The following is a 19,495-nucleotide window of genomic DNA, read 5'->3' on the forward strand; positions in this document are numbered from 1 at the left end:
AAAAAAGTCCCACGAAGCCAATTAAGGCTGTGGGACTTTTTTTATGATTGTACGGATAAGATAGATCTGAACAGCCTACGATTTCAACGCATTCTGAACATCATCAATCGGTACCATTTCTTCTTTGAAGGTATACGCGCCCGTTTTAGGCGACTTTACGGCTTTGATGATCTTGGCAAATGCCTTACCGTTATCCTTCGTTTTCAGGGTTGCAACTACCTTTTTTGCCATGGTCTTTTGTCGTTAGCAGTTAGTCAACAGTCGTTAGTACATCGTCAAACTCTGACGACTAGCGGCTATCAACTAATGACATTTTATTTAATTTCTTTATGTACCGTTACTTTTTTCAGGAACGGATTGTACTTCTTCCGTTCAATACGAGCCGGGGTATTTTTCCGGTTTTTCGTCGTAATATACCGGGACATGCCGGGTACACCGCTGTCTTTCTGCTCGGTGCATTCCAGAATAACCTGGATTCTATTGGCGCCTTTCTTTGCCATTGCTGAAGTCTGTTTTCTCGATAAGGAGCGCAAAGGTACGAAATGCCTTTGATTTCGTCAAGAGTTGATTTATAAAAAGTAATGATTTGTAGCTGGTTAGAGCAGAAATTCTTGTAGTATTTGGCATTCGGGCTTTAGATTTCGACCTTTGGTAACTAATGAATCAAACAGCTTTTAGCTGTCTATGCCCAATAATGGCTACACAATCCATTCAATACGAATACGCTCCCGGCCATTTTCGAGCGTCGGAACCAAATTTACGTAGGCCTGAAACACTGGCTGAGGGCGAAATGATTCTGAGCATGGGGCCGCAGCACCCATCGACACATGGTGTGTTACGTCTTGAAGTGGTTACCGATGGCGAAATCATTGTCGACGTAGTGCCGCATGTTGGTTATCTGCATCGCTGTTTTGAAAAACACGCTCAGTCGCTCCCGTTCAATCAGACTATCCCGTTTGTGGATCGGCTTGATTATCTGGCCGCTATGAATTCCGAACACGCCTTTGTGATGGGCGTAGAAAAGATGCTGGGTATTCAAAACGATATTCCAAAACGTACTGAATATATACGCGTGCTCGTGGCTGAGCTAAATCGAATTGCCGCTCACTTTGTAGGCATCGGTACGTATGCGCTCGATATTGGTGCCTACACGCCTTTTCTGTGGCTCATGCGCGATCGCGAACATATTCAGCGGATGCTCGAATGGCTAACTGGAGCCCGAATGCTGTATAATTATATCTGGGTAGGCGGACTTTTTTATGACCTGCCGATTGGGTTCGAAGAGCGATGTCGGGAGTTTGTTACGTATCTAAGACCCAAGCTGCTGGAGTTGCAGCAACTGGTCATCGAGAATGAAATTTTTGTGAAACGTACCGCTAATGTTGGCGTATTGCCACTGGACGTAGCTATTAACTACGGATGCACTGGGCCGATGCTACGTGGTTCGGGGCTACGTTACGACCTGCGCCGGGTTGATGGCTACTCAGTTTATCCTGAACTGGACTTTGACATACCAATTGGTGAAGGCAAAATGGGTGCCGTCGGTGATTGTTGGGATCGCAACTACGTCCGGGTACTGGAGTGTTATGAATCGATACGTATCATTGAACAATGTCTCGACCAGTTACTGGGAGATCATAAACGAACCCGTGACTATGATCCTCAGGCCGTAGTTCCCAAGAAGATCCGGCCGAAAGCGATGGATTTTTATGCACGTGCTGAAAGTGCAAAAGGTGAATTAGGCTTTTTCTTCCGAACCGATGGCCGATCTGACGTACCAGTACGTTGCAAAGCGCGATCCTGCTGCTTTCATAACCTGTCGGTTATTGGCGAAATAACCAAAGGTGCAATGCTGGCCGATTTAGTTGCCGTAATTGGCTCTATCGACGTAGTGATGGGAGAAGTTGACAGGTAAGGTAATTCAAAGAGTGAAAGTGTGAATGAGCGAAAGAGCGAATGCTACCAGATGGTTTTCGCTCATTCACACTTTCACTCTTTAAATACTGCTCTTAATCTTCCAGCACCAAGATATTGGGCGTATTACGACCTAGTCCGTCGTAATCCAGGCCATAGCCTAAGACAAATCGATTCTGAATCGAAAAGCCAACGTAGTGTAGATCGAGTGGCTTTTGTAGCGCTTCAGGTTTGAAGAGTAACGTAGCAATAGCCAGTGATGCAGGTCCCTGCGCCTGCAACTGGTCGCAGAGGTCGTAAAGGGTGCGGCCTGTGTCAACAATATCTTCGACAACGATCAAATCACGACCTTCAACGGACTCATTAAGGCCCAGAACTTGCTTGAGCTGCCCGGTCGACTCAGTGCCCTGATACGAAGAAACCCGAAGAAATGTGATTTCGCAGGGGACGGTCAGTCGTTTCATTAAATCAGCGGCAAACAAAAAGGCCCCGTTGAGCACTACAACCAGCAAAGGCTTCTTGTCGGCGTATTCCTGATTAATTTGTTCAGCCAATTCCTGAATCCGTGCTTGAATAGCGTCGGCTTCAATAAACGGAACAAACGTTTTATCGTTGATAGTTATCATAGCGATGTATGCAGGGCGGCAAAGATACGTTGCCGGAAAACGTTTGGGCAAAAAAACATCGGAAAAATGCAGAATTTCAAACGTACTGAGGCTCAAATACGTTGATATACCAATAACGATAACTAGACGGAATGAAAACAATCTTGTTGACGGCGTGGCTATTGGGACTGGCAGCTTTGGCGCAGGCTCAGCTCTATGACCCGTCGGCGTTTGATAAAAAATACGACGGATTACTAAAACATCCCGGCGTTCAGATTGAGTCGGCAGAAGCCATCAATCTGATGTACAACTATAAGTTTTACGATGCCGATAAGGAGTTTCGGTGGTTACGTGTGAGGTACCCAAAGCACCCCATGCCCTATTTTCTGATGGGCCTGGCCGAATGGTGGAAAATTGTGCCAAATACCGACGTAACAGATTACGACGACCGCTGTCTGGCGCTTATGGACACGACCATTACGTTGGCCGAGAAAATGTACGACGATAGCGATAATAAGCTGGAACCGGCCTTTTTTCTGGCTGGAGCATACGCCTTCAAAAGTCGGCTGTATTCCGAACGTAAGAAATGGACAAAAGCGACTTTTGCGGGGAAAAACGCGCTGAAATATTTTGAAAAATGCAAGGGCAATGCCGATTTCAGTCCAGAGTTACTTTTTGGCGACGGTATGTATGACTACTACGCCCAATGGATACCCGAAAATTATCCGTTGCTGAAACCGATCCTGATGTTTTTTCCGAAGGGAAATAAAGCGTCTGGTATCAAAGAATTAGAGAAAACGGCCAACACGGCGTTTTATACCCGCGTGGAAGCCCGCTATTTCCTGATTCAGATTTACAGCATGGAGAATCAGTATGATAAAGCTTTCGAGATGTCGAAATACATGCACGAGCAGTATCCCGACAATCCGTTTTTCGAACGTTACTATGCCCGATCGGCTTTTGTCGTAGGAAAACTGAACGAAGCCGAACGTATCTGTAAAGATATGATGAGCAAAATTGAACGTAGTCAGTCTGGCTATGAGGCTGTAAGCGGACGTACGGCGGCCTATATTCTTGCCTACATCAATCATAACTTTTACAAGAATAGCTCGGAGGCAAAAATCTATTACCAAAAAGCGATTGACTTTGCCAAACAGACAAATTCAACCAATGCTGGCTATTATTGGTCGTCGGTGTTAGGACTAGCCAAAATCGCTACGGATGAGAAAGATTATGATCTGGCCCAGACGTATTTTAAGGAAGTGATGGATAAGGCCGAGCGGAAATCCAGTCAGTATAAAGAAGCTAAAAAGGCGCTGGACGACGCTAAAAAGGCTAGGAGGGAAGAGCGCCGGAAGCGAAAATAAGTTTTTATATATGAGGTAGGATATATGATGTATAAATCGTCATCGAGCGAAATACATCATATATCCTACCTCATGTATCATCAGGGAATTGGCAACACTTTGCTTTCTTTAAAAGTCGACATAATTACCATTGTCTGAGTATTGGCAACTTCGTCGATTTCGTTGATAACATCGAGCATAAGTCCTTGATAGGAAGCAATATCTTTGGCGATTACTTTGAGCAGAAAGTCGCCGGAACCCGTGATGTGGTGGCATTCAATGATTTCAGGAATTTCATTAACCCGCTTCACAAATGACATCGTTGTGTCTTTCTTGTGGCCAACCAGCGTAACCATAACAAAAGTTGTGACTCCGAGTCCAATTTTCTCCCGATTCAGTTGTGCGTGATAGCTCTGAATAATTCCAGAAGTCTCTAGTTTTTTAACGCGCTCCAGTGTAGGCGCTGGCGAAAGGCCAATTTCTTTCGATAGCTGAGCATTGGTAATTTTAGCGTTGGCTTGCAGTATTTCTAAAACATTACGATCTATCTGATCTAACTTCTGACTGGACATAAGGTGAGTATCTGTTGGAATTTCTTGTTTACAGAGCGCTGCAAAGCTACTACGTTTTGCAATAGAAAATTCTTAAAAACAGATGAATTTTAAAAAAAATCAAAACAAATTTTGCTTATATACCTTTTGAGCGGCACAATATTAAGGAAATCGCTGCGTATGCAAAATGTGTGTTTTTACACATATTGAGATTTGGAGTGCCGATTGCCCTTTTGTAACGTATCAATGGTCAGGAAAATAAATATTGGTAATACGTTCTTTAAGACGCAACATATCAGAAAAAGCAACTAAAGACCAACAGATTTATTAGTTGCCATCGTTACTTTTGTTAGTTAACCCGTTCTAGCTGATGCGCCCAATCGCGTACCTCCTACTAGTTTTCTACGTAGTTATTAGTTGCCGTCCCGCCAAACCCGTTGTTACTCAGAGAACGCCCGCCCGACCAGCAAGGCCCGTGGCTGCGAAGCCTGCTCCAGCGAAACCTGCACCAACTAAATCGCCAGTGCCAAAATCGCCACAGCCAGCAGTTGTTGCCGTTGATACGCTCGGACCTGAGGAGCCACCCATGTTTTTGACGCCAGCTCCGCCAAAGCGAGAGTTTCGGGCGGTCTGGATCGCTACAATCGACAACCTTGACTGGCCTACTAAGAAGGGGCTTCCTGTTGCCCAGCAGCAAAAAGAGCTTGTTGATATGTTTGATAAGTATCAACAAATGGGCATCAATGCCGTCGTGGTGCAGATTCGGGCAGCAGCCGATGCGTTTTACGCAAAAAGCCCGGAACCCTGGTCAGAATGGCTGACTGGTAAGCAGGGACTCGCCCCCGAACCGTTTTATGATCCGCTGGAATTTATGATTCAGGAAGCTCACCAGCGCGGATTTGAATTTCACGCCTGGTTTAACCTCGACCGTGCTACGTTTAGCAAATATTCCAGCGTAGCGCCAACCAATATTTCGAATCTCAAACCGCAATGGATGTTGAGATACGGTGGTAAAAAACTTTTTAATCTGGGCCTGCCCGACGTTCGTTCTTACATTGCGGGCCTGGTGGCCAACGTAGTACGTGAGTATGACGTAGATGGCATTCATTTCGATGACTATTTTTATCCATACGCCGAACCGGGGCAGGTTTTGCAAGATGATAGCACCTACAAAGCCTTTTTCAACGGTATGAAAAAAGCCGATTGGCGACGCGATAATGTGAATAAACTCGTAGTTGAACTGCGCGATTCGATTCGGGAAAATAAGCCGTGGGTAAAGTTCGGAATCAGTCCATTTGGTATCTGGAAAAACCAGTCATCCGACCCTGATGGTTCAGCAACAAATGGCGGTCAATCCTATTACGACATCTACGCCGATTCGCGGAAGTGGGTTCGAGAGGGGCTCATTGATTACATTGTGCCGCAGGTATATTTTAGTTCGGGTTTTAATCGCGTGCCGTATAAAACTCTGGTTGACTGGTGGGTTCGTAATTGTAGCATCGGAAATTGTCAGTTATACATTGGCCACGCTGTTTATCGGGTTGGGAAGGGTTCCGAACGTGACCCAAGCTGGTGGCGTCCCACCGAGTTTTCTGATCAGATGCGGTACAATCGTCAGCAGCCAAAAGTACAGGGAAGCGTATTTTTCAGTGCGAGAAATATGCGGCTGAATCCAATGTCTGTCTGCGATTCTCTGCAAACTAACTTTTACCGGCATATGGCGCTGGTACCCACCATGCCCTGGCTGGACAGCATTCCGCCCCTGCCCCCACACAATCTGAGAGCAGCTGTTACGGCTGAAGGCATAGAAGTGTTCTGGGAACAGTCAAAAGAAGCAGCCGATGGCGATGGGGCTAATAACTACCTTGTATACCGCTTTGAAGGGCGACGACCGGCGATACGTACCAACGATCCGCGCTATATAGTGGCCCGTTGTATTGGCGAGTCGACAACGCGCTTTCTGGATAAAACCGCCGACCCCAAAAAGGAATACACCTACGTAGTAACTGCTCTGGATCGCCTTCAAAATGAAAGCAGCGAAGTCCGTGTGAGAGTACAGTAACCGGCTTCGGTATCTAGAAAAATCAGCTGATAATCAGCGTAGTACTAAGTATTTACTACGTTATTCATGGCCTCCTCAACGGACAGCGAATTGGGGAAAAAGCTGACAAGTTTTAGCAAAATACCCTCCACCACTGCGTCGGGGCAGGAAGCGCCACAGGTAAGCAGCACAGTTACAGGCCGGTGTTGTGGCAGAAAGTTTTCTGTTATTACCTCCTGTTTGCTACGTTCGTCAAAATGACGTATCAGTTTGTCGGAAAGTATTTTTTGTTCTGATTCAATAAAATAGGTCGGAAGTTTTTCGGCGCATAATTCTACGATGTGCGACGTATTGGACGAATTATAACCACCCGCTACAATGGCGAAATCGGCCGGGTAATTCAGCAGCGCATACGTAGCATCCTGGTTGTCGTTGGTAGCGTAGCACAACGTATCGCGGGTGTTGGCAAAACGGGTATCTGCCTCGTCAACGGTTAGGCCGTAGTGAAGCATCATAACCTGTTTTAGGTAGTCAGCAATGCCTTGTGTATCAGAGGCCAGCATCGTCGTTTGATTCACCACACCGATACGTTGTAAATCGCGCACGGGGTCGAAACCAGCAGAATACTGGCCTGCAAATTCTGTATAGAATTCTTCAGCAGATAATTCGCCCGTTATATATTTGGCGAGTTGCCGGGCCTGCTCCATATCCTTAACCACCACCGTTGGCGCGGCTTCTTTGCTGTGCGAGAACGTAGCACGCGTTTCTTCGTGGCTCGGCTTTCCATGCACAACAACCGTGTAGTTTTTCTGGCCGATTTGCCCGGCTTTGTTCCAAACTTTTTCCACAAAGGGGCAGGTAGTGTCGTACTTTTCAACATCTAGCCCAAGGGAGGCCAATTGGCGTTGCGTTTCCAGCGTAGTGCCGAAAGCCGGAATGATGATGACATCGTTGGGGCGGAGGTCGCTCCAGGGGATAAGCTGCTGCCCTTTTGTATCCAGAACAAATCGCACGCCCCGTTCCTGCAAATCGTTGTTCACATCGGGATTGTGAATCATCTCGCTGAGCAGAAAAATCCGCTTGTCCGGATTCTCGGCAATCGCTTTATATGCAATCTCAACTGCATTTTCGACCCCATAACAAAAGCCAAAATGCCGCGCTACGTACACACGTATCGGGCCGAAATCGAGTAGGGTTGGCGTAAAATCTCGTTTGAGCTTATCGCGCTGCCGCCGAAACTCTTTTAGGGGCGTAATGATGTGACTACGATAATAATTAGGAATATCAAACGATTTCATGAACGGAATCCAATGGTGATACCTGCCAGTGAATGACAACTTATGTTGATAGAACAGATGCCGGAATCGCTTCGTTCGAAAAGCAACCCGATCCAGCTGTTGAAACATTTATCTAATCGCCAGCAGCCCCAGAATGTCGTCCAGATATTCGCGGGAGTTGGCCAGACGAGGTACTTTGTGCTGACCGCCCAGCTTGCCCCGGTGCTTCATCCAGGCGTAGAACGTACCGGGCGATACAGCGTGAATACGGGGACGCTTCAGGACCATATCGTTATATCGCTTGGCATCATAATCGGAGTTGATTTGCCGCAGCGACACGTCCAGTACTTGCGTAAAAAGGTCCAGACTGTCGGGTTCATGAGAAAACTCGATGATCCATTCATGACAGCCCGTTGTGCCGCTATTCATGTAAACCGGGCCTGCCGTATAATCGGCTATAGTAGCACCCGTTGCTTCACAAGCCTTTGTGATGGCAGCTTCCGCATTTTCGACGATAACTTCTTCGCCAAACGCGTTGATAAAGTGCTTGGTACGTCCGCTGACTCTTAACCGATGGGGATATAGTGACGTAAAGCGAACTGTATCGCCAACTTTATAGCGCCATAATCCTCCGTTTGTCGACACAACCAACGCATAATTTTTATCCAGCTCAACTTCGTCGATGGTTAACGCTTTAGGAAAAGGTTGGTCGGCCTCCTGAACCGGAACAAACTCGTAAAAAATACCATAATCGAGCATCAGCAGCATTTCGCTGGGCCGGGCCAAATCGTCCTGAACGGCGAAAAAACCTTCTGATGCGTTGTAAATTTCCAGATAACGTACCGTTTTGGACGAAAAAACCTGTTGCTGGAACAGCTCCCGATACGGCTGAAAATTGACGGCACCGTGTATTAGTACTTCAAAATTTGGCCACACATCCAGGATGTTCGATTTTCCGGTACGGGCCAGAATTTTGTCAATCAGCACCAGTCCCCAGGTCGGTGTGCCCAGTATACTCGTTACGTTCTCCTGCGACGTAATTTCGGCCATGCGCTCCAGCTTGGTTTCCCACTCGTCCATCAACGCTACGTCGATAGAAGGCGTGCGGATGTACTGAGCCCAGCTTGGCAGATTTTTCATCACAACCGCCGATACGTCGCCCGCTACGCTGTTTACGCTATACGGGTTCGGATGGAGGCTCCCGCCGATTGACAGTCCTTTGCCTTCGAAAGCACGGCTATCCGGATTATTGGCCAGATATAGAGCCATCATGTCTTTGCCCCCTTTAAAATGGCTCTCGTCCAGCGATTCGGTGGTAACCGGAATAAATTTGCTACGTGCGTTGGTAGTACCCGATGATTTAGCGAACCAGCGAACCGGCGATGGCCAGAGCACTTTGTTTTCGCCTTTCAGCACTCGTTCGATATACGGAAACAGGTCTTCGTAACTGGAGACGGGCACGCGCTGCTGAAAATCGCGGATGTTCTGAATAGATGCGTAATCATACTGGCGGCCCCATTTGGTTCGGCGACCGGCCCTGATCAACTGATTAAAAACTTTCTGCTGCATAACGCCAGGCTGCTGCATCATAGCTTCAATACGCGGTAAGCGCCGTTGAAGTAGCCATTTTAGCGTAGTGTTTAAGAAAGTCATGGGGCTAAAATACGACAATATCACTAGACTGAGCTTGTCAGTCTGCAACTTAGGAAAGTTCTGGTTTGTTCACAAGACCTGATCAAGATGAGTAACTGGTCATTCGATCGCCCTATTCGGATGAATACCGTTTATACGTCGAACCGGCAAGTTTTCTAGAAAACTTGCCGGTTCGACGTATAAAGAATACTACAATTAACTGTTCAGATAAATCTGAAGCTTTATTTTCTGGACTTCGGCTGTATTTTATTCAAGCGTTTTTCCAATCGATCACTTTTTTGCTTCAACGCATCATTTTCTTTTTTCAGACTGATTACGTAGAGCGTGAGTTCTTCTACTTTTTCGAGCAACTTAGCCTGCATTGTACCTACGTCGACACCTTCTTTAACCACTTCATTGGCCGATGGTACACCCGGTAAGTGTTTTTCCTGATTGATAAACTTCTCTACGTCGCCCAGGCTACGTAGTTGATAATTACTTTCAAAAACGCGGTCGGCCCAATCGTTTGTGCTCTTGACGGCCACTTTTACTTTTTCGGTCAGAACGCCATCTGCTACGTACAGGCGATACCCGGCCGGGGTTTTACTCACACCCGGGCCAATAACAACTCCACCCGAATTAGCATTGACGATGTTCTCGCCATTGGCCTGCCATAACGAACTGGATTCTACGCCTTCCCGGGCCGAACCGGTGGTACTACCCAGTACTACGTCTCCATTTTCGTTTACAGTCAGGAATTTTGTCCGGCTCAATAAAGTGGCAGGCGAAGAACTTGTCAGGTTAGTGAAACGCAAACCCGCCTGATTGGCTGAACCGTAGGTAATTTCCAGCTTGTTGTTTGGAGCGGTATTACCGATACCCACCTGAGCACCAGTAGCCCCTAAAATTACTGCGTTGCTTGCCGAAACAAAAGCGTTGTAGCCAACAGCAGTAGAGTTATTGACAACTACTGAAGCCGACGTTACCCCTGCCTGAAAGCCGATAAATGTGTTTTGACTACCTGTTGTATTCCCACTAAAGTTGGCTCCGCGGCCGATGTATGTATTGTTGCTGCCTGAGTTGTTGGCATAGCCAGAACCATCGCCAATAAACGTGTTTCCTACGCCGGTCGTAGTACTCTGTCCCGAGCCATTGCCCATAAATAAGTTAAACGACCCCGTTGTATTATTCTGCCCGGCGTATGAACCCAGAAAAAGATTACTGGCTCCAACTGTGTTAAACATACCTGTCTGCTGACCAATAAATACGTTGTAGCCACCGGAAGAGTTATTTTGGCCCGATTGATAGCCGACAAATACGTTGTTGCTGCCCCCCTGGTTATTCCGGCCCGCGGAATAGCCGAGAAACGTATTGAATTGCCCCGTATTAGTGCTTCCAGAATAAACCCCCAAAAACGTATTCTGCGAACCTGTGCTATTGGAAGAGCCTGATAACGAGCCAATAAACGTATTTTCGAAACCAGTGCTGTTGCTGCTGCCCGCATCGGCTCCGAAGAACGTATTGTTGCTGCCCTGCGAGTTGACGTATCCAGCACCGGAGCCATAGAAGGAATTGCTACTTCCTGAGGTGTTAAAATACCCGGCCCGTGAACCCGTAAATACGTTGTTGTAGCCAGATGTATTTGTGTAACCGCTCTGGGTACCTAAGAACGTATTGTTATTGCCATCCAGGTTATTGAATCCTGAACTGAAACCTAAAAAAACGTTTTGTTGGCCAGATGTATTCTGGTTACCAGCCGACGCACCCAGAAATACGTTCTGAGTACCTGCCATGTTTAAAGCCCCCGTTCCCCGCCCAATGAACAGGTTATTGGCTCCACTCATGTTGAAGTTTCCGGCCCCGATGCCCACCAGCGTGTTATCAGAACCAGGAGTAGCTGACGAGGGGGAGGTCGCCACAAAGTTTGTTTGCGCCAGAATAACTCTACTAACAAGCAACGCTGCAACTGTCAGAGAAATATGTCTCATAAATGCCTATTTATCCGGTATAAACATCTAAATTCTTATTTTTTCTCGTAATACCCAAAATTGAAGCTTAAAGTTGTATTAATAAATCAATTGCGCAGTGAACAGAATGTTTAAAATTTTATTTTTTGGTAAACTTTCGCTCGTTGACATTTTTAATGATTGGCTGGTAATTAATGATATAGGCAGTACTACGTTCAATTGATAACTAAGTATAAATAATCGCCCTAATCGATTAGTTTACCATTTTTTGAGAATACGGGGAGGGGCGATACCCTGTTTTTGCTCATGGGAATACGTCTTGTCAAAACAAATTGAGAAAGCCCACTTATTTTTGAGCTATCAAAATATTACTATGCAACGTAGTAAAACCGTTTACCTTCATTCGCACCAACATATCATTTAACTAAAGGCGGCTGACTGATGGTCAGGCTTGTCGCTGAGTGTCCATTATTTACGGAAAAGACATTGATACACTACACAGTTGATCAACAGATTGCGCTGATTTCCTGGGAGATGACCTCCGCGCCGATGAACGTATTGAACGACGATTCGATTCCGGCATTCGAAGAAGCGTTGCAACGTGCCTATGCCGACGATGACGTTAAAGGTATCATCGTTACGTCGAATAAATCCGAATTTGTGGCGGGGGCCGACCTCAAAATGATTCTCCGCAACAACGACAAAGAGCCCGCCGAAATGCTGAAAGTTTCGTCGGAATTGAACCGGGTATTTCGCAGCATCGAAACGTCGGGTAAGCCTACTGTTGCCGCGATCAATGGTACCGCGCTTGGGGGCGGTTACGAAATCTGTCTGGCCTGCCATCACCGCATCGCTCTGAATAATCCTAAAACGCTGATTGGTCTGGTTGAGGTGTCAATTGGCCTGTTGCCGGGGGCGGGCGGTACGCAGCGATTACCCCGCATGATTGGGATTCAGGCCGCGTTGCCCTTGATCCTTGAAGGTAAAAAAGTTGGCGTACAGGAAGCCCTGAAACTCGGTATGGTCGATGCGATTGCCGATAGTCGTGAAGCCCTGATAGCCGACGCCCGCGCCTGGATTGAAGCGAACCCGAATCCGTTGAAACCTTGGGACGAAATTGACCGGAAAACTGGCAAAATCGTTGGGAAGGAGAACTTTAAAGTTCCGGGCGGAAATGTGCAGAGTGTTGTCGGTGCTCAGGCGTTCGGTGCTGGAACGGCGATGGTTATGGATAAAACGAAAGGAAATTATCCGGCTCCCATCGAAATTCTTTCCTGCGTGTACGAAGGGTTGCAAGTTAATATCGACCGGGGACTAATGATTGAAGCGCGGCATTTCGTAAAAGTTGCTACGTCGAAAGTGGCGAAGAGCCTGATTCAAACGATGTTTCTGGGGTTGAACGAGGCCAATAAAGGCGTAAGTCGCCCGAAGGACGTACCAAGAACCGACGTAGCAAAATTAGGTATTCTGGGTGCGGGAATGATGGGTTCCGGCATTGCTTACGTATCGGCGCTGGCCGGCATCGACGTAGTGCTGGAAGACGTATCACTCGAATCAGTTGAGAAAGGTAAAAGTTACTCGCGTAACGTACTGAATAAGAGCATTGAAAGAGGGCTGTCAACGCCCGCCAAAGCTGACGAAGTGCTGAACCGGATTACGCCAGCCGATTCGATGGAGGCTTTGCAGGGTTGCGACCTGATTATCGAAGCGGTTTTTGAGAATCGGGAGCTGAAAGCCGACGTAACGCGGCAAGCCGAACCGATGCTGGCCCCAAACGGCGTGTTCGCGTCAAATACATCTACGTTGCCCATCAGCGGTTTGGCTCAGGCTTCAGTAAAACCGGAGAATTTCATTGGTATTCATTTCTTCTCGCCTGTCGATAAGATGATGCTGGTGGAAATTATTGTCGGCAAACAAACGTCCGATTACGCCCTGGCGATGGCTATGGATTATGCCCGCAAGATTCGCAAAACGCCCATTGTAGTCAACGATTCGCGTGGTTTTTATACGTCGCGCTGTTTCAGTGCGTACTCATCCGAGGGCATGGAGCTTCTGAAAGATGGCGTGAATCCGATTTTGATTGAAAATGCGGGCAAAAACGCGGGTATGCCAGTTGGTCCGCTGGCCGTTACCGACGAAGTTTCGCTTGACCTGGTCTACAAAATTTCCGGTCAGGGTATCGCCGATGGCGCTGTTAGTGAAGAAGATACAAGTTACGAGGTTTCAGGCAGATTTGTAAAAATTGGGCGTTTGGGTAAAAAGACTAAAGCCGGGTTTTACGAGTATCCAGAAGGAGGCAATAAACAGCTTTGGGCTGGTCTAAGGGATTTATTTCCCTTGTCAGATCAGCAACCCACACTCGATGAAGTAAAAACGAGGCTTCTTTATCGGCAGGCAATTGAAGCGGTACGTTGTTTCGAGGAGAACGTAGTACGTACCAAACTAGATGCCGACATTGGCTCAATTCTGGGCTGGGGGTTTCCGGCGTACACGGGTGGGGCGTTGTCGTTTTTCGATTTCGTAGGCGCCGATACGTTCTTCGAAACCTGCAATCGGCTGGCCGATACGTATGGCGAGCGATTCCGTATCCAAAGAGTGAATGAGCGAATGAGCGAATGAGCGAAAGCCATCCGGCAGAACACCATCCGGATGGCTTTCGCTCATTCACTCTTTCACTCTTTATATTAATCTGAAGCTCATTCGATGGTACTTCGTTGGGCCAAACTGGCGAATGGCTTCCCGGTGGATGGGCGTTGGATAACCTACATTCTGCGCCCAGCCGTAGGCCGGAAATTCCAAACTCAGTTGCTCCATCAGGTCATCGCGATACGTTTTGGCGAGTACGGAAGCCGCTGCAATCGACAGAAAATGAGCGTCGCCTTTTATGATGCAGGTATGCGGAATCATAGGGTAGGGGGTAAACCGATTTCCGTCGACTAATAGATGTTCGGGCTTTACGGTTAGTGCATCAACGGCACGGTGCATCGCCAGGAAACTGGCTTTGAGAATATTAATCCGGTCAATGTCTTCGTGCGAGACTTCGGCTATAGCCCAGGCCAGCGCATTCTGTTTAATGACTTCCCGGAGTCGCTCGCGTTGAGCACGGCTGAGTTGTTTCGAATCCGTAAGTTCTGGATGCGTAAAATTGTTAGGTAAAATAACCGCAGCCGCAACGACCGGACCTGCCAGGCACCCCCGCCCGACTTCATCCAGGCCAGCCTCTACTACGTTGGCGTTGTAAAACGACTTAAGCATACAATAAATGTTCAACAATGATTGATGAGCCATATCTGTTAATTGCTTATCAATCATCACTCTTTTCAGTCTTCCAGTACGTTTCCGAAAATGGTGTTTTTCAGGAAAAGCGACAGTAGAAGGAAACAGATGGCCCAATACAAATAAACCCGGTAGTAATCCTGAATGTCTTCGTAAACCCGCACGCGTACCGGCGATTTTTCCAGTCGATTAATTTGAGAAAATACTCTTCGTAAACTTCGGGCATCGGTTGCCCGGAAGAAATTTCCGTTGCCAATATTGGCAATCGTTTTTAGAATGCCTTCATCGACAGTAACCGCGGCCGACGACGTAGAGGTGGGCCTTCCCACGGCGATTGTGTAAAGTCGGATGCTGAATGCTTTCGCGAGTTTAGCTGCGGTGGTTGGGTCCAGATTCCCGGCCGTATTGTCGCCATCGCTCAGCAAGATCACGATTTTACTACGTGCCTGGGTTGCCGAATCCGCTACTGATTCACTTTGGACGGGTACAGCATCGCGCATCCGGTTGATGCAGCGAGCCAGTGCGTCGCCAATTGCGGTTCCTGAGGTACGTATCATCTGGGGATTTAAATCGCTCAGGTACTGTTTCACCAGGTCGTAATCGGTCGTTAAGGGGCAAACCGAGAAAGCTTCGCCCGCAAAAACCACCAAGCCAATACGGTCGTTTTTGCGGCCATTCACAAACGCTTGTGCTACCCGCCGGGCTGCAGCCAAGCGAGTGGGTAGCAGGTCGGTTTCGCTCATCGACTCCGATACGTCAACAGCCAGCATGATGTCGATACCTTCCGATTGTTCATCGCGCAATTCCCGCACAATCTGCGGACGCGCCAGGGCAACCAGCACCAAACTGATACCGATGAAAAAACTAATCGGGAGCAGATAACGAAACCAGCTCAATAACGAATAGGCTTGCTGAATGCGGGACAAACTGCCTTTCGCCACGGGGCGATTGAGTTGACTAACTGAGATGTTTAATCGTTGCTGCGATTTACGATGCAGATAATACCGGAGAAAAAACAGCAGTAAAACCACCGGAATGCCCACCAGCGCCAACGGGTGCGCAAGATGAAACTGATTCCACTGCGCCGGGCTAAACCAATGAAGCGAATACCAGGGTGCCATGCGTTCAGGAAAGTGAAGATGAATCGACGGAATCAGCTGGCACCGACGTAGTGACAGATAGCCGCTTCGAACGTAGCAGCCGGTCTCGCGTTCGATGGTACGTCTGTGTTGCTACGTCGCTCAATACCTGAAGCGCCACAAACGACTGATCCGAAAAAGCACTCCCATAAATCATTCGATCGGCTTCGCGAAGGGCGTTGGCGATACGTTCATCGTTAAGACGTTCGGCCAATTCGGGTGTTGTCAATGCTGTATAAGGTTGTCCATCAATTAGTTCCAGGTAGAATTTCCACATAACTACAGCCTGATTGGCGGTTTCGGCTGCCGTGAAGGAGGTCAGTCTGGTAATGAGTCGATTGTAGTTTCGTAGGAAATTGATATGCTGTCGATGTAATAAATACAAACGCCATTGCCGACGTATTGTGTTGCCAAACAGGGCGTAGAGTAAACCAATCACTACACTTATGACCAGAAAGCCCGTTGCCAGTAACGCATAATTAAACTCCTGCTGCAAAGGAGCCAATTTTGTTGACGTAGCGAGTTTCAGTAATTGCCGACGGGAAGAATCGGTAAGCGTTATCGGTAGTTTCGAACGAAGATAAACCGTGTCGGTCTGTGTCCAATACGCGGTGCAGTCAAGTTCATGAAGAATGCGGACGGGAACACGTAGCCGTTGAACGGATTCGGTTTCGAACGATACCAACGTATAAACGGCGCTATCTCGGCTTAGCGACAGCGCGCCAGTGCCGATGGTTTTCGTGGTAAAGGTTGCTACGTTCTGTACCCGATAAGGCGCGAAATGTCGGGCTGTGTCCGGGAAAAGTATTTCTGAACTGGTTGGATGCCAGTATGTTAGTGAATACTGAAACGGTCGGCCAATTTCAATGCTGTCAGTCAGAAAATAGCCTCGTAACGGTATTTTCTGAACCGGCTGGTTCTGCTGAGCCGATAGTTCCACAGCCGCAGCTAAACTCGGCGATTGCGCCCGACTGAGTGCGCTCGTCAGCCAAAACAACACCAATAAGCAGAACAAACTACTTTTCATCGTTGCTTTCGGACTCTAAATAATTCGACAAGTTTTGGTACAAAGTCCTCCTGTGAATCGAGAGCCAGGTAATTGGCGTCGTACTGCCGACAAAGCCGCTCGAGCCGGATTTGATTTTGACGGAACGTATCGTGCAGTTCTTTCCGAAACGAAGCCGACGACGTATTAGCCCAAACGGTACGTCCGGTTTCGGTGTCGTGTACCGGAATGATTCCTAATTTGGGCAGGTTCACCTCGCGTTGGTCATACAGGTGAATAACGACCAGATCGTGTTTTTTGGCCAGCGCTTTCAGGTTGTGTTCGTAGCTGACATCGATGAAATCAGAAAGCAGCATTACAATGCTACGTCGTTTCAGTACGTTCAGCGTAAATAGAATGGCTTCGCCCAGCCGGGTTCGGTTTGATTGAGGCTGGAGTTTGTATAAACTCATAATGAGTTGATAACCCGTTTTAAGGCCATTCGCGGGTTTAATGTAACGCTCTTTTTGGTCCGAAAAACAGTATAAACCAACGTGGCTGGCTTCGCGAATGGCCGACAACGCCAGTACTCCGCAAACTTCTTTGGTGGCTTCCAGCTTATCGCGGTGGCGCGGGCCAACCTGCTGCGACGCGCTCACATCGACCATAAAAAAAACGGTCTGATCTTTTTCTTCCCGGAATACTTTCACGAACGTACCGTGCCCTTTCGATGATACGTTCCAGTCGATGGCGCGTACGTCGTCGCCGTATTGATACGTTCGTAAGTCGCTAAACTCCAGTCCTGTACCTTTGAATACTGACCGGAAACTGCCGCGCATCTGCGAATTCACGGCCTTACGGATGCGAATATCGAAGTTGTGCAATCGGGCCAGGAAATCATCCATACAAAACGGGCGTTATGCTATTTTAACAACCAATCCCGAACTTTGCCGGGTGAGTTTAGCTTACAAAACTATCATTTAAACGTATGCGTCGGAATCGCTGTATATCTGATTTACGGAATCTGCTAATTCTGGTTTGGTGGCTGGCAGGCTGCACGGCTCCGGAAGATGCCCCTCCCGACAATCTAATTCCTAAAGACCGAATGGTTGATATTCTGACCGAAGTTCACATGAACGAAGCACGGGTAAGTCGGCTGGGGCTGGCTTCCATAGATTCGTCGAACATTGTGTACAAACGACTGGAGAATCAGCTTTTCAAAAAAATGAAAGTGGACACCGCTACGTACCGCAAAAGTTATATTTACTACTCGTCGCACCCGGCCGAGATGGAGGTTATCTATAAGCAGATTACGAAAAATCTGGAACGACGTATCACCCAAAAAAGACCGGAGGCCATAAAAAAACCGGCAAAACCATGACAGTTGGTATCATTGGCGCGGGTATTTCAGGATTGACGCTGGCCTATGAACTGCAAAAACGGGGCATTGCTTACCATATTTGGGAAGCCAACGACCAACCCGGCGGATATATGCAGTCGCGTTGGGAAACAGGCCCGACCGGAGGCCGTTATCTGCGTGAATTAGGTCCTAATTCGTTGCTGGGCGACGGAAAGCTGTTGCTTTGGCTCGATGAACTGGGCCTCACGCCTAAGCTGGTATTCAGCAATCCAGTGAGCAAGGCGCGTTATATTTTCCGGAATGGTGCATACCGCAAACTTCCGTCGGGACCGTTATCGCTTTTGTTTGGCAATTTTTTTAGCTGGTCGACAAAGCTGGCCATCTTCCGCGAACGTAACAACCGCACTACGTCGCCCCCCGGCGAAACGTTGGCTCATTTCTTCCGTCGTCGTTTTTCCAGCGAACTGGTTGATTATGCCCTAGGGCCATTTGTGGCAGGTATTTATGCCGGAAATCCAGAGAATTTACTGGTTTCGGAAACGTTTCCTTCGCTGCTGCAATACGAAAAAGAATACGGTTCGGTGCTACGTGGATTTATCAAAAATCAGTCAGCTGCGGGGCGTCGGCAATCGTTTAGTTTTCAGGACGGGATGCAATCTTTGCCTAACGCGTTGGCCTTCAGACTGAAAAACCTTTCACTCAGTACGTCGGTTGCGGGCATACGTAGCACAAAGGAAGGTTGGCAGGTTGATACGTCGGCGGGTACCCAAACCGTCGATACGTTGGTGCTGACGGTTGGTACGGATGCCGCTGCCAAGCTGGTTGATACGTTGTATCCGGCTTTCGCGCAGGCGCTACGTCAGGTAAATTATCCACCCATGACGGCCGTCCATTCGGCTTTTAAGCGGACCGATGTACAGCACCCACTCGATGGTTTTGGTGGGCTCAATCCGCAGGCAGAAGGGCAGTTTGCCAGCGGTCACATCTGGAGCAGTTCTGTTTTTAACGGGCGATGCCCAGCCGATGAGGTACTTTTCACTACGTTTGTGGGTGGCGCCGGAAGTGCTGGCAACGCTCAGCTTCCGGATGGCGTACTGATAAAAAACGTTCAGCAGGAGTTGGCCGCTAATTTTGGGATAAAGACGGATGTACCAACGTTTCGGGCGATTAAACGCTGGGAACGAGCGATTCCGCAATATGATACGGCCATTATTGCTGTGAAAGAACCAATCAAAGCCGCTGAAGTCGACAAGCTGTTTGTATGCGCCAACTGGTATGGTGGTGTGTCGTTGTCTGATTGTATTGGGAAGGCCCGGAAACTAGCGGAACAATTGGCGCAATAATGCTCGGATTAACAATTTTTAATGATTATTTTGTACAAAAATTGGGGAAACTGTTGTTG

General features: G+C 47.9%; 17 protein-coding genes. 6 read left to right on the forward strand and 11 right to left on the reverse strand.

Features of this window, described 5'->3' with window-relative positions; translation table 11 throughout:
* Positions 1-75: 75 nt before the first annotated feature.
* Entirely contained in the window at positions 76-231 is a 156-nt protein-coding gene (locus ACYVF1_RS21650; RefSeq protein WP_461082762.1) for a DUF4295 domain-containing protein, read from the reverse strand.
* Positions 232-314: 83 nt separating this feature from the next.
* Entirely contained in the window at positions 315-500 is a 186-nt protein-coding gene (rpmG, locus tag ACYVF1_RS21655) for a 50S ribosomal protein L33 (RefSeq protein WP_111346404.1), read from the reverse strand.
* A gap of 194 nt (positions 501-694) precedes the next feature.
* On the opposite strand from rpmG, the gene ACYVF1_RS21660 reads away from it, so the two are divergent.
* A complete protein-coding gene (locus tag ACYVF1_RS21660; RefSeq protein ID WP_461082764.1) occupies positions 695-1,915 on the forward strand; it encodes an NADH-quinone oxidoreductase subunit D in 1,221 nt (406 codons plus the stop codon).
* A 94-nt stretch (positions 1,916-2,009) separates the two neighbouring features.
* Here ACYVF1_RS21660 and hpt read toward each other — a convergent pair whose 3' ends face one another.
* Positions 2,010-2,540, reverse strand: a complete 531-nt coding sequence (hpt, locus tag ACYVF1_RS21665; RefSeq protein ID WP_461082766.1) for a hypoxanthine phosphoribosyltransferase — start codon at positions 2,538-2,540, stop codon at positions 2,010-2,012.
* Positions 2,541-2,671: 131 nt separating this feature from the next.
* Here hpt and ACYVF1_RS21670 point away from each other — a divergent pair, with 131 nt between their 5' ends.
* Positions 2,672-3,886: a tetratricopeptide repeat protein gene (locus tag ACYVF1_RS21670; protein ID WP_461082768.1), complete on the forward strand. Its 1,215-nt coding sequence runs from the start codon at positions 2,672-2,674 to the stop codon at positions 3,884-3,886.
* Between the two features lie 80 nt (positions 3,887-3,966).
* Here the strand turns inward: ACYVF1_RS21670 and ACYVF1_RS21675 are convergent, their stop codons facing one another.
* Positions 3,967-4,437 carry an Lrp/AsnC family transcriptional regulator gene (locus ACYVF1_RS21675; RefSeq protein WP_190885498.1) on the reverse strand — a complete coding sequence of 157 codons (471 nt, stop codon included), beginning with the start codon at positions 4,435-4,437 and terminating at the stop codon, positions 3,967-3,969.
* 349 nt (positions 4,438-4,786) lie between these two features.
* On the opposite strand from ACYVF1_RS21675, the gene ACYVF1_RS21680 reads away from it, so the two are divergent.
* The gene (locus tag ACYVF1_RS21680; RefSeq protein WP_461082770.1) at positions 4,787-6,478 is read left to right on the forward strand and encodes a glycoside hydrolase family 10 protein; all 1,692 of its coding nucleotides are present in this window, start codon (positions 4,787-4,789) and stop codon (positions 6,476-6,478) included.
* Positions 6,479-6,522: 44 nt separating this feature from the next.
* Here ACYVF1_RS21680 and ACYVF1_RS21685 read toward each other — a convergent pair whose 3' ends face one another.
* From ACYVF1_RS21685 to ACYVF1_RS21695, 3 genes are all read right to left on the reverse strand, one after another.
* Positions 6,523-7,755 (reverse strand): 4-hydroxy-3-methylbut-2-enyl diphosphate reductase, encoded by a 1,233-nt coding sequence (locus tag ACYVF1_RS21685; RefSeq protein WP_461082772.1) that lies wholly within the window; start codon positions 7,753-7,755, stop codon positions 6,523-6,525.
* A gap of 108 nt (positions 7,756-7,863) precedes the next feature.
* Positions 7,864-9,387 (reverse strand): GH3 auxin-responsive promoter family protein, encoded by a 1,524-nt coding sequence (locus ACYVF1_RS21690; protein ID WP_461082774.1) that lies wholly within the window; start codon positions 9,385-9,387, stop codon positions 7,864-7,866.
* Positions 9,388-9,608: 221 nt separating this feature from the next.
* A complete protein-coding gene (locus tag ACYVF1_RS21695) occupies positions 9,609-11,354 on the reverse strand; it encodes a beta strand repeat-containing protein (protein WP_461082776.1) in 1,746 nt (581 codons plus the stop codon).
* A gap of 465 nt (positions 11,355-11,819) precedes the next feature.
* Between ACYVF1_RS21695 and ACYVF1_RS21700 the strand changes: the two genes are divergently transcribed.
* Positions 11,820-13,952 carry a 3-hydroxyacyl-CoA dehydrogenase NAD-binding domain-containing protein gene (locus ACYVF1_RS21700; protein ID WP_461082778.1) on the forward strand — a complete coding sequence of 711 codons (2,133 nt, stop codon included), beginning with the start codon at positions 11,820-11,822 and terminating at the stop codon, positions 13,950-13,952.
* Between the two features lie 60 nt (positions 13,953-14,012).
* Here ACYVF1_RS21700 and ACYVF1_RS21705 read toward each other — a convergent pair whose 3' ends face one another.
* Genes ACYVF1_RS21705 through ACYVF1_RS21720 form a run of 4 tightly spaced genes read right to left on the reverse strand, consistent with a single transcriptional unit; the run spans position 14,013 to position 17,638 of the window.
* Entirely contained in the window at positions 14,013-14,621 is a 609-nt protein-coding gene (locus ACYVF1_RS21705; RefSeq protein WP_461082780.1) for a ribonuclease HII, read from the reverse strand.
* Between the two features lie 32 nt (positions 14,622-14,653).
* The gene (locus ACYVF1_RS21710) at positions 14,654-15,730 is read right to left on the reverse strand and encodes a VWA domain-containing protein (protein WP_461082782.1); all 1,077 of its coding nucleotides are present in this window, start codon (positions 15,728-15,730) and stop codon (positions 14,654-14,656) included.
* Positions 15,731-15,734: 4 nt separating this feature from the next.
* On the reverse strand, positions 15,735-16,775 hold the full coding sequence (locus tag ACYVF1_RS21715; protein WP_461082784.1) for a hypothetical protein: 1,041 nt from the start codon (positions 16,773-16,775) through the stop codon (positions 15,735-15,737).
* A complete protein-coding gene (locus tag ACYVF1_RS21720) occupies positions 16,772-17,638 on the reverse strand; it encodes a DUF58 domain-containing protein (RefSeq protein ID WP_461082786.1) in 867 nt (288 codons plus the stop codon). The genes ACYVF1_RS21715 and ACYVF1_RS21720 overlap by 4 nt, the downstream gene beginning before the upstream one ends.
* An 83-nt stretch (positions 17,639-17,721) precedes the next feature.
* On the opposite strand from ACYVF1_RS21720, the gene ACYVF1_RS21725 reads away from it, so the two are divergent.
* Together ACYVF1_RS21725 and hemG are read left to right on the forward strand one after the other, a co-directional pair.
* Positions 17,722-18,114 carry a DUF4296 domain-containing protein gene (locus tag ACYVF1_RS21725; RefSeq protein ID WP_461082788.1) on the forward strand — a complete coding sequence of 131 codons (393 nt, stop codon included), beginning with the start codon at positions 17,722-17,724 and terminating at the stop codon, positions 18,112-18,114.
* Entirely contained in the window at positions 18,111-19,436 is a 1,326-nt protein-coding gene (gene hemG, locus ACYVF1_RS21730) for a protoporphyrinogen oxidase (protein ID WP_461082789.1), read from the forward strand. The genes ACYVF1_RS21725 and hemG overlap by 4 nt, the downstream gene beginning before the upstream one ends.
* Positions 19,437-19,495: the final 59 nt, after the last annotated feature.

It is taken from the genome of Spirosoma flavus, assembly GCF_054778555.1.

Coding starts and splice junctions, on each gene's coding strand:
- ACYVF1_RS21650 (WP_461082762.1), bottom strand. CDS start 231: ATGGCAAAAAAGGTAGTTGCAACCCTGAAAACGAAGGATAACGGTAAG.
- rpmG (WP_111346404.1), bottom strand. CDS start 500: ATGGCAAAGAAAGGCGCCAATAGAATCCAGGTTATTCTGGAATGCACC.
- ACYVF1_RS21660 (WP_461082764.1), top strand. CDS start 695: ATGGCTACACAATCCATTCAATACGAATACGCTCCCGGCCATTTTCGA.
- hpt (WP_461082766.1), bottom strand. CDS start 2,540: ATGATAACTATCAACGATAAAACGTTTGTTCCGTTTATTGAAGCCGAC.
- ACYVF1_RS21670 (WP_461082768.1), top strand. CDS start 2,672: ATGAAAACAATCTTGTTGACGGCGTGGCTATTGGGACTGGCAGCTTTG.
- ACYVF1_RS21675 (WP_190885498.1), bottom strand. CDS start 4,437: ATGTCCAGTCAGAAGTTAGATCAGATAGATCGTAATGTTTTAGAAATA.
- ACYVF1_RS21680 (WP_461082770.1), top strand. CDS start 4,787: ATGCGCCCAATCGCGTACCTCCTACTAGTTTTCTACGTAGTTATTAGT.
- ACYVF1_RS21685 (WP_461082772.1), bottom strand. CDS start 7,755: ATGAAATCGTTTGATATTCCTAATTATTATCGTAGTCACATCATTACG.
- ACYVF1_RS21690 (WP_461082774.1), bottom strand. CDS start 9,387: ATGACTTTCTTAAACACTACGCTAAAATGGCTACTTCAACGGCGCTTA.
- ACYVF1_RS21695 (WP_461082776.1), bottom strand. CDS start 11,354: ATGAGACATATTTCTCTGACAGTTGCAGCGTTGCTTGTTAGTAGAGTT.
- ACYVF1_RS21705 (WP_461082780.1), bottom strand. CDS start 14,621: ATGGCTCATCAATCATTGTTGAACATTTATTGTATGCTTAAGTCGTTT.
- ACYVF1_RS21710 (WP_461082782.1), bottom strand. CDS start 15,730: ATGGCACCCTGGTATTCGCTTCATTGGTTTAGCCCGGCGCAGTGGAAT.
- ACYVF1_RS21715 (WP_461082784.1), bottom strand. CDS start 16,775: ATGAAAAGTAGTTTGTTCTGCTTATTGGTGTTGTTTTGGCTGACGAGC.
- ACYVF1_RS21720 (WP_461082786.1), bottom strand. CDS start 17,638: ATGGATGATTTCCTGGCCCGATTGCACAACTTCGATATTCGCATCCGT.
- ACYVF1_RS21725 (WP_461082788.1), top strand. CDS start 17,722: ATGCGTCGGAATCGCTGTATATCTGATTTACGGAATCTGCTAATTCTG.
- hemG (WP_461082789.1), top strand. CDS start 18,111: ATGACAGTTGGTATCATTGGCGCGGGTATTTCAGGATTGACGCTGGCC.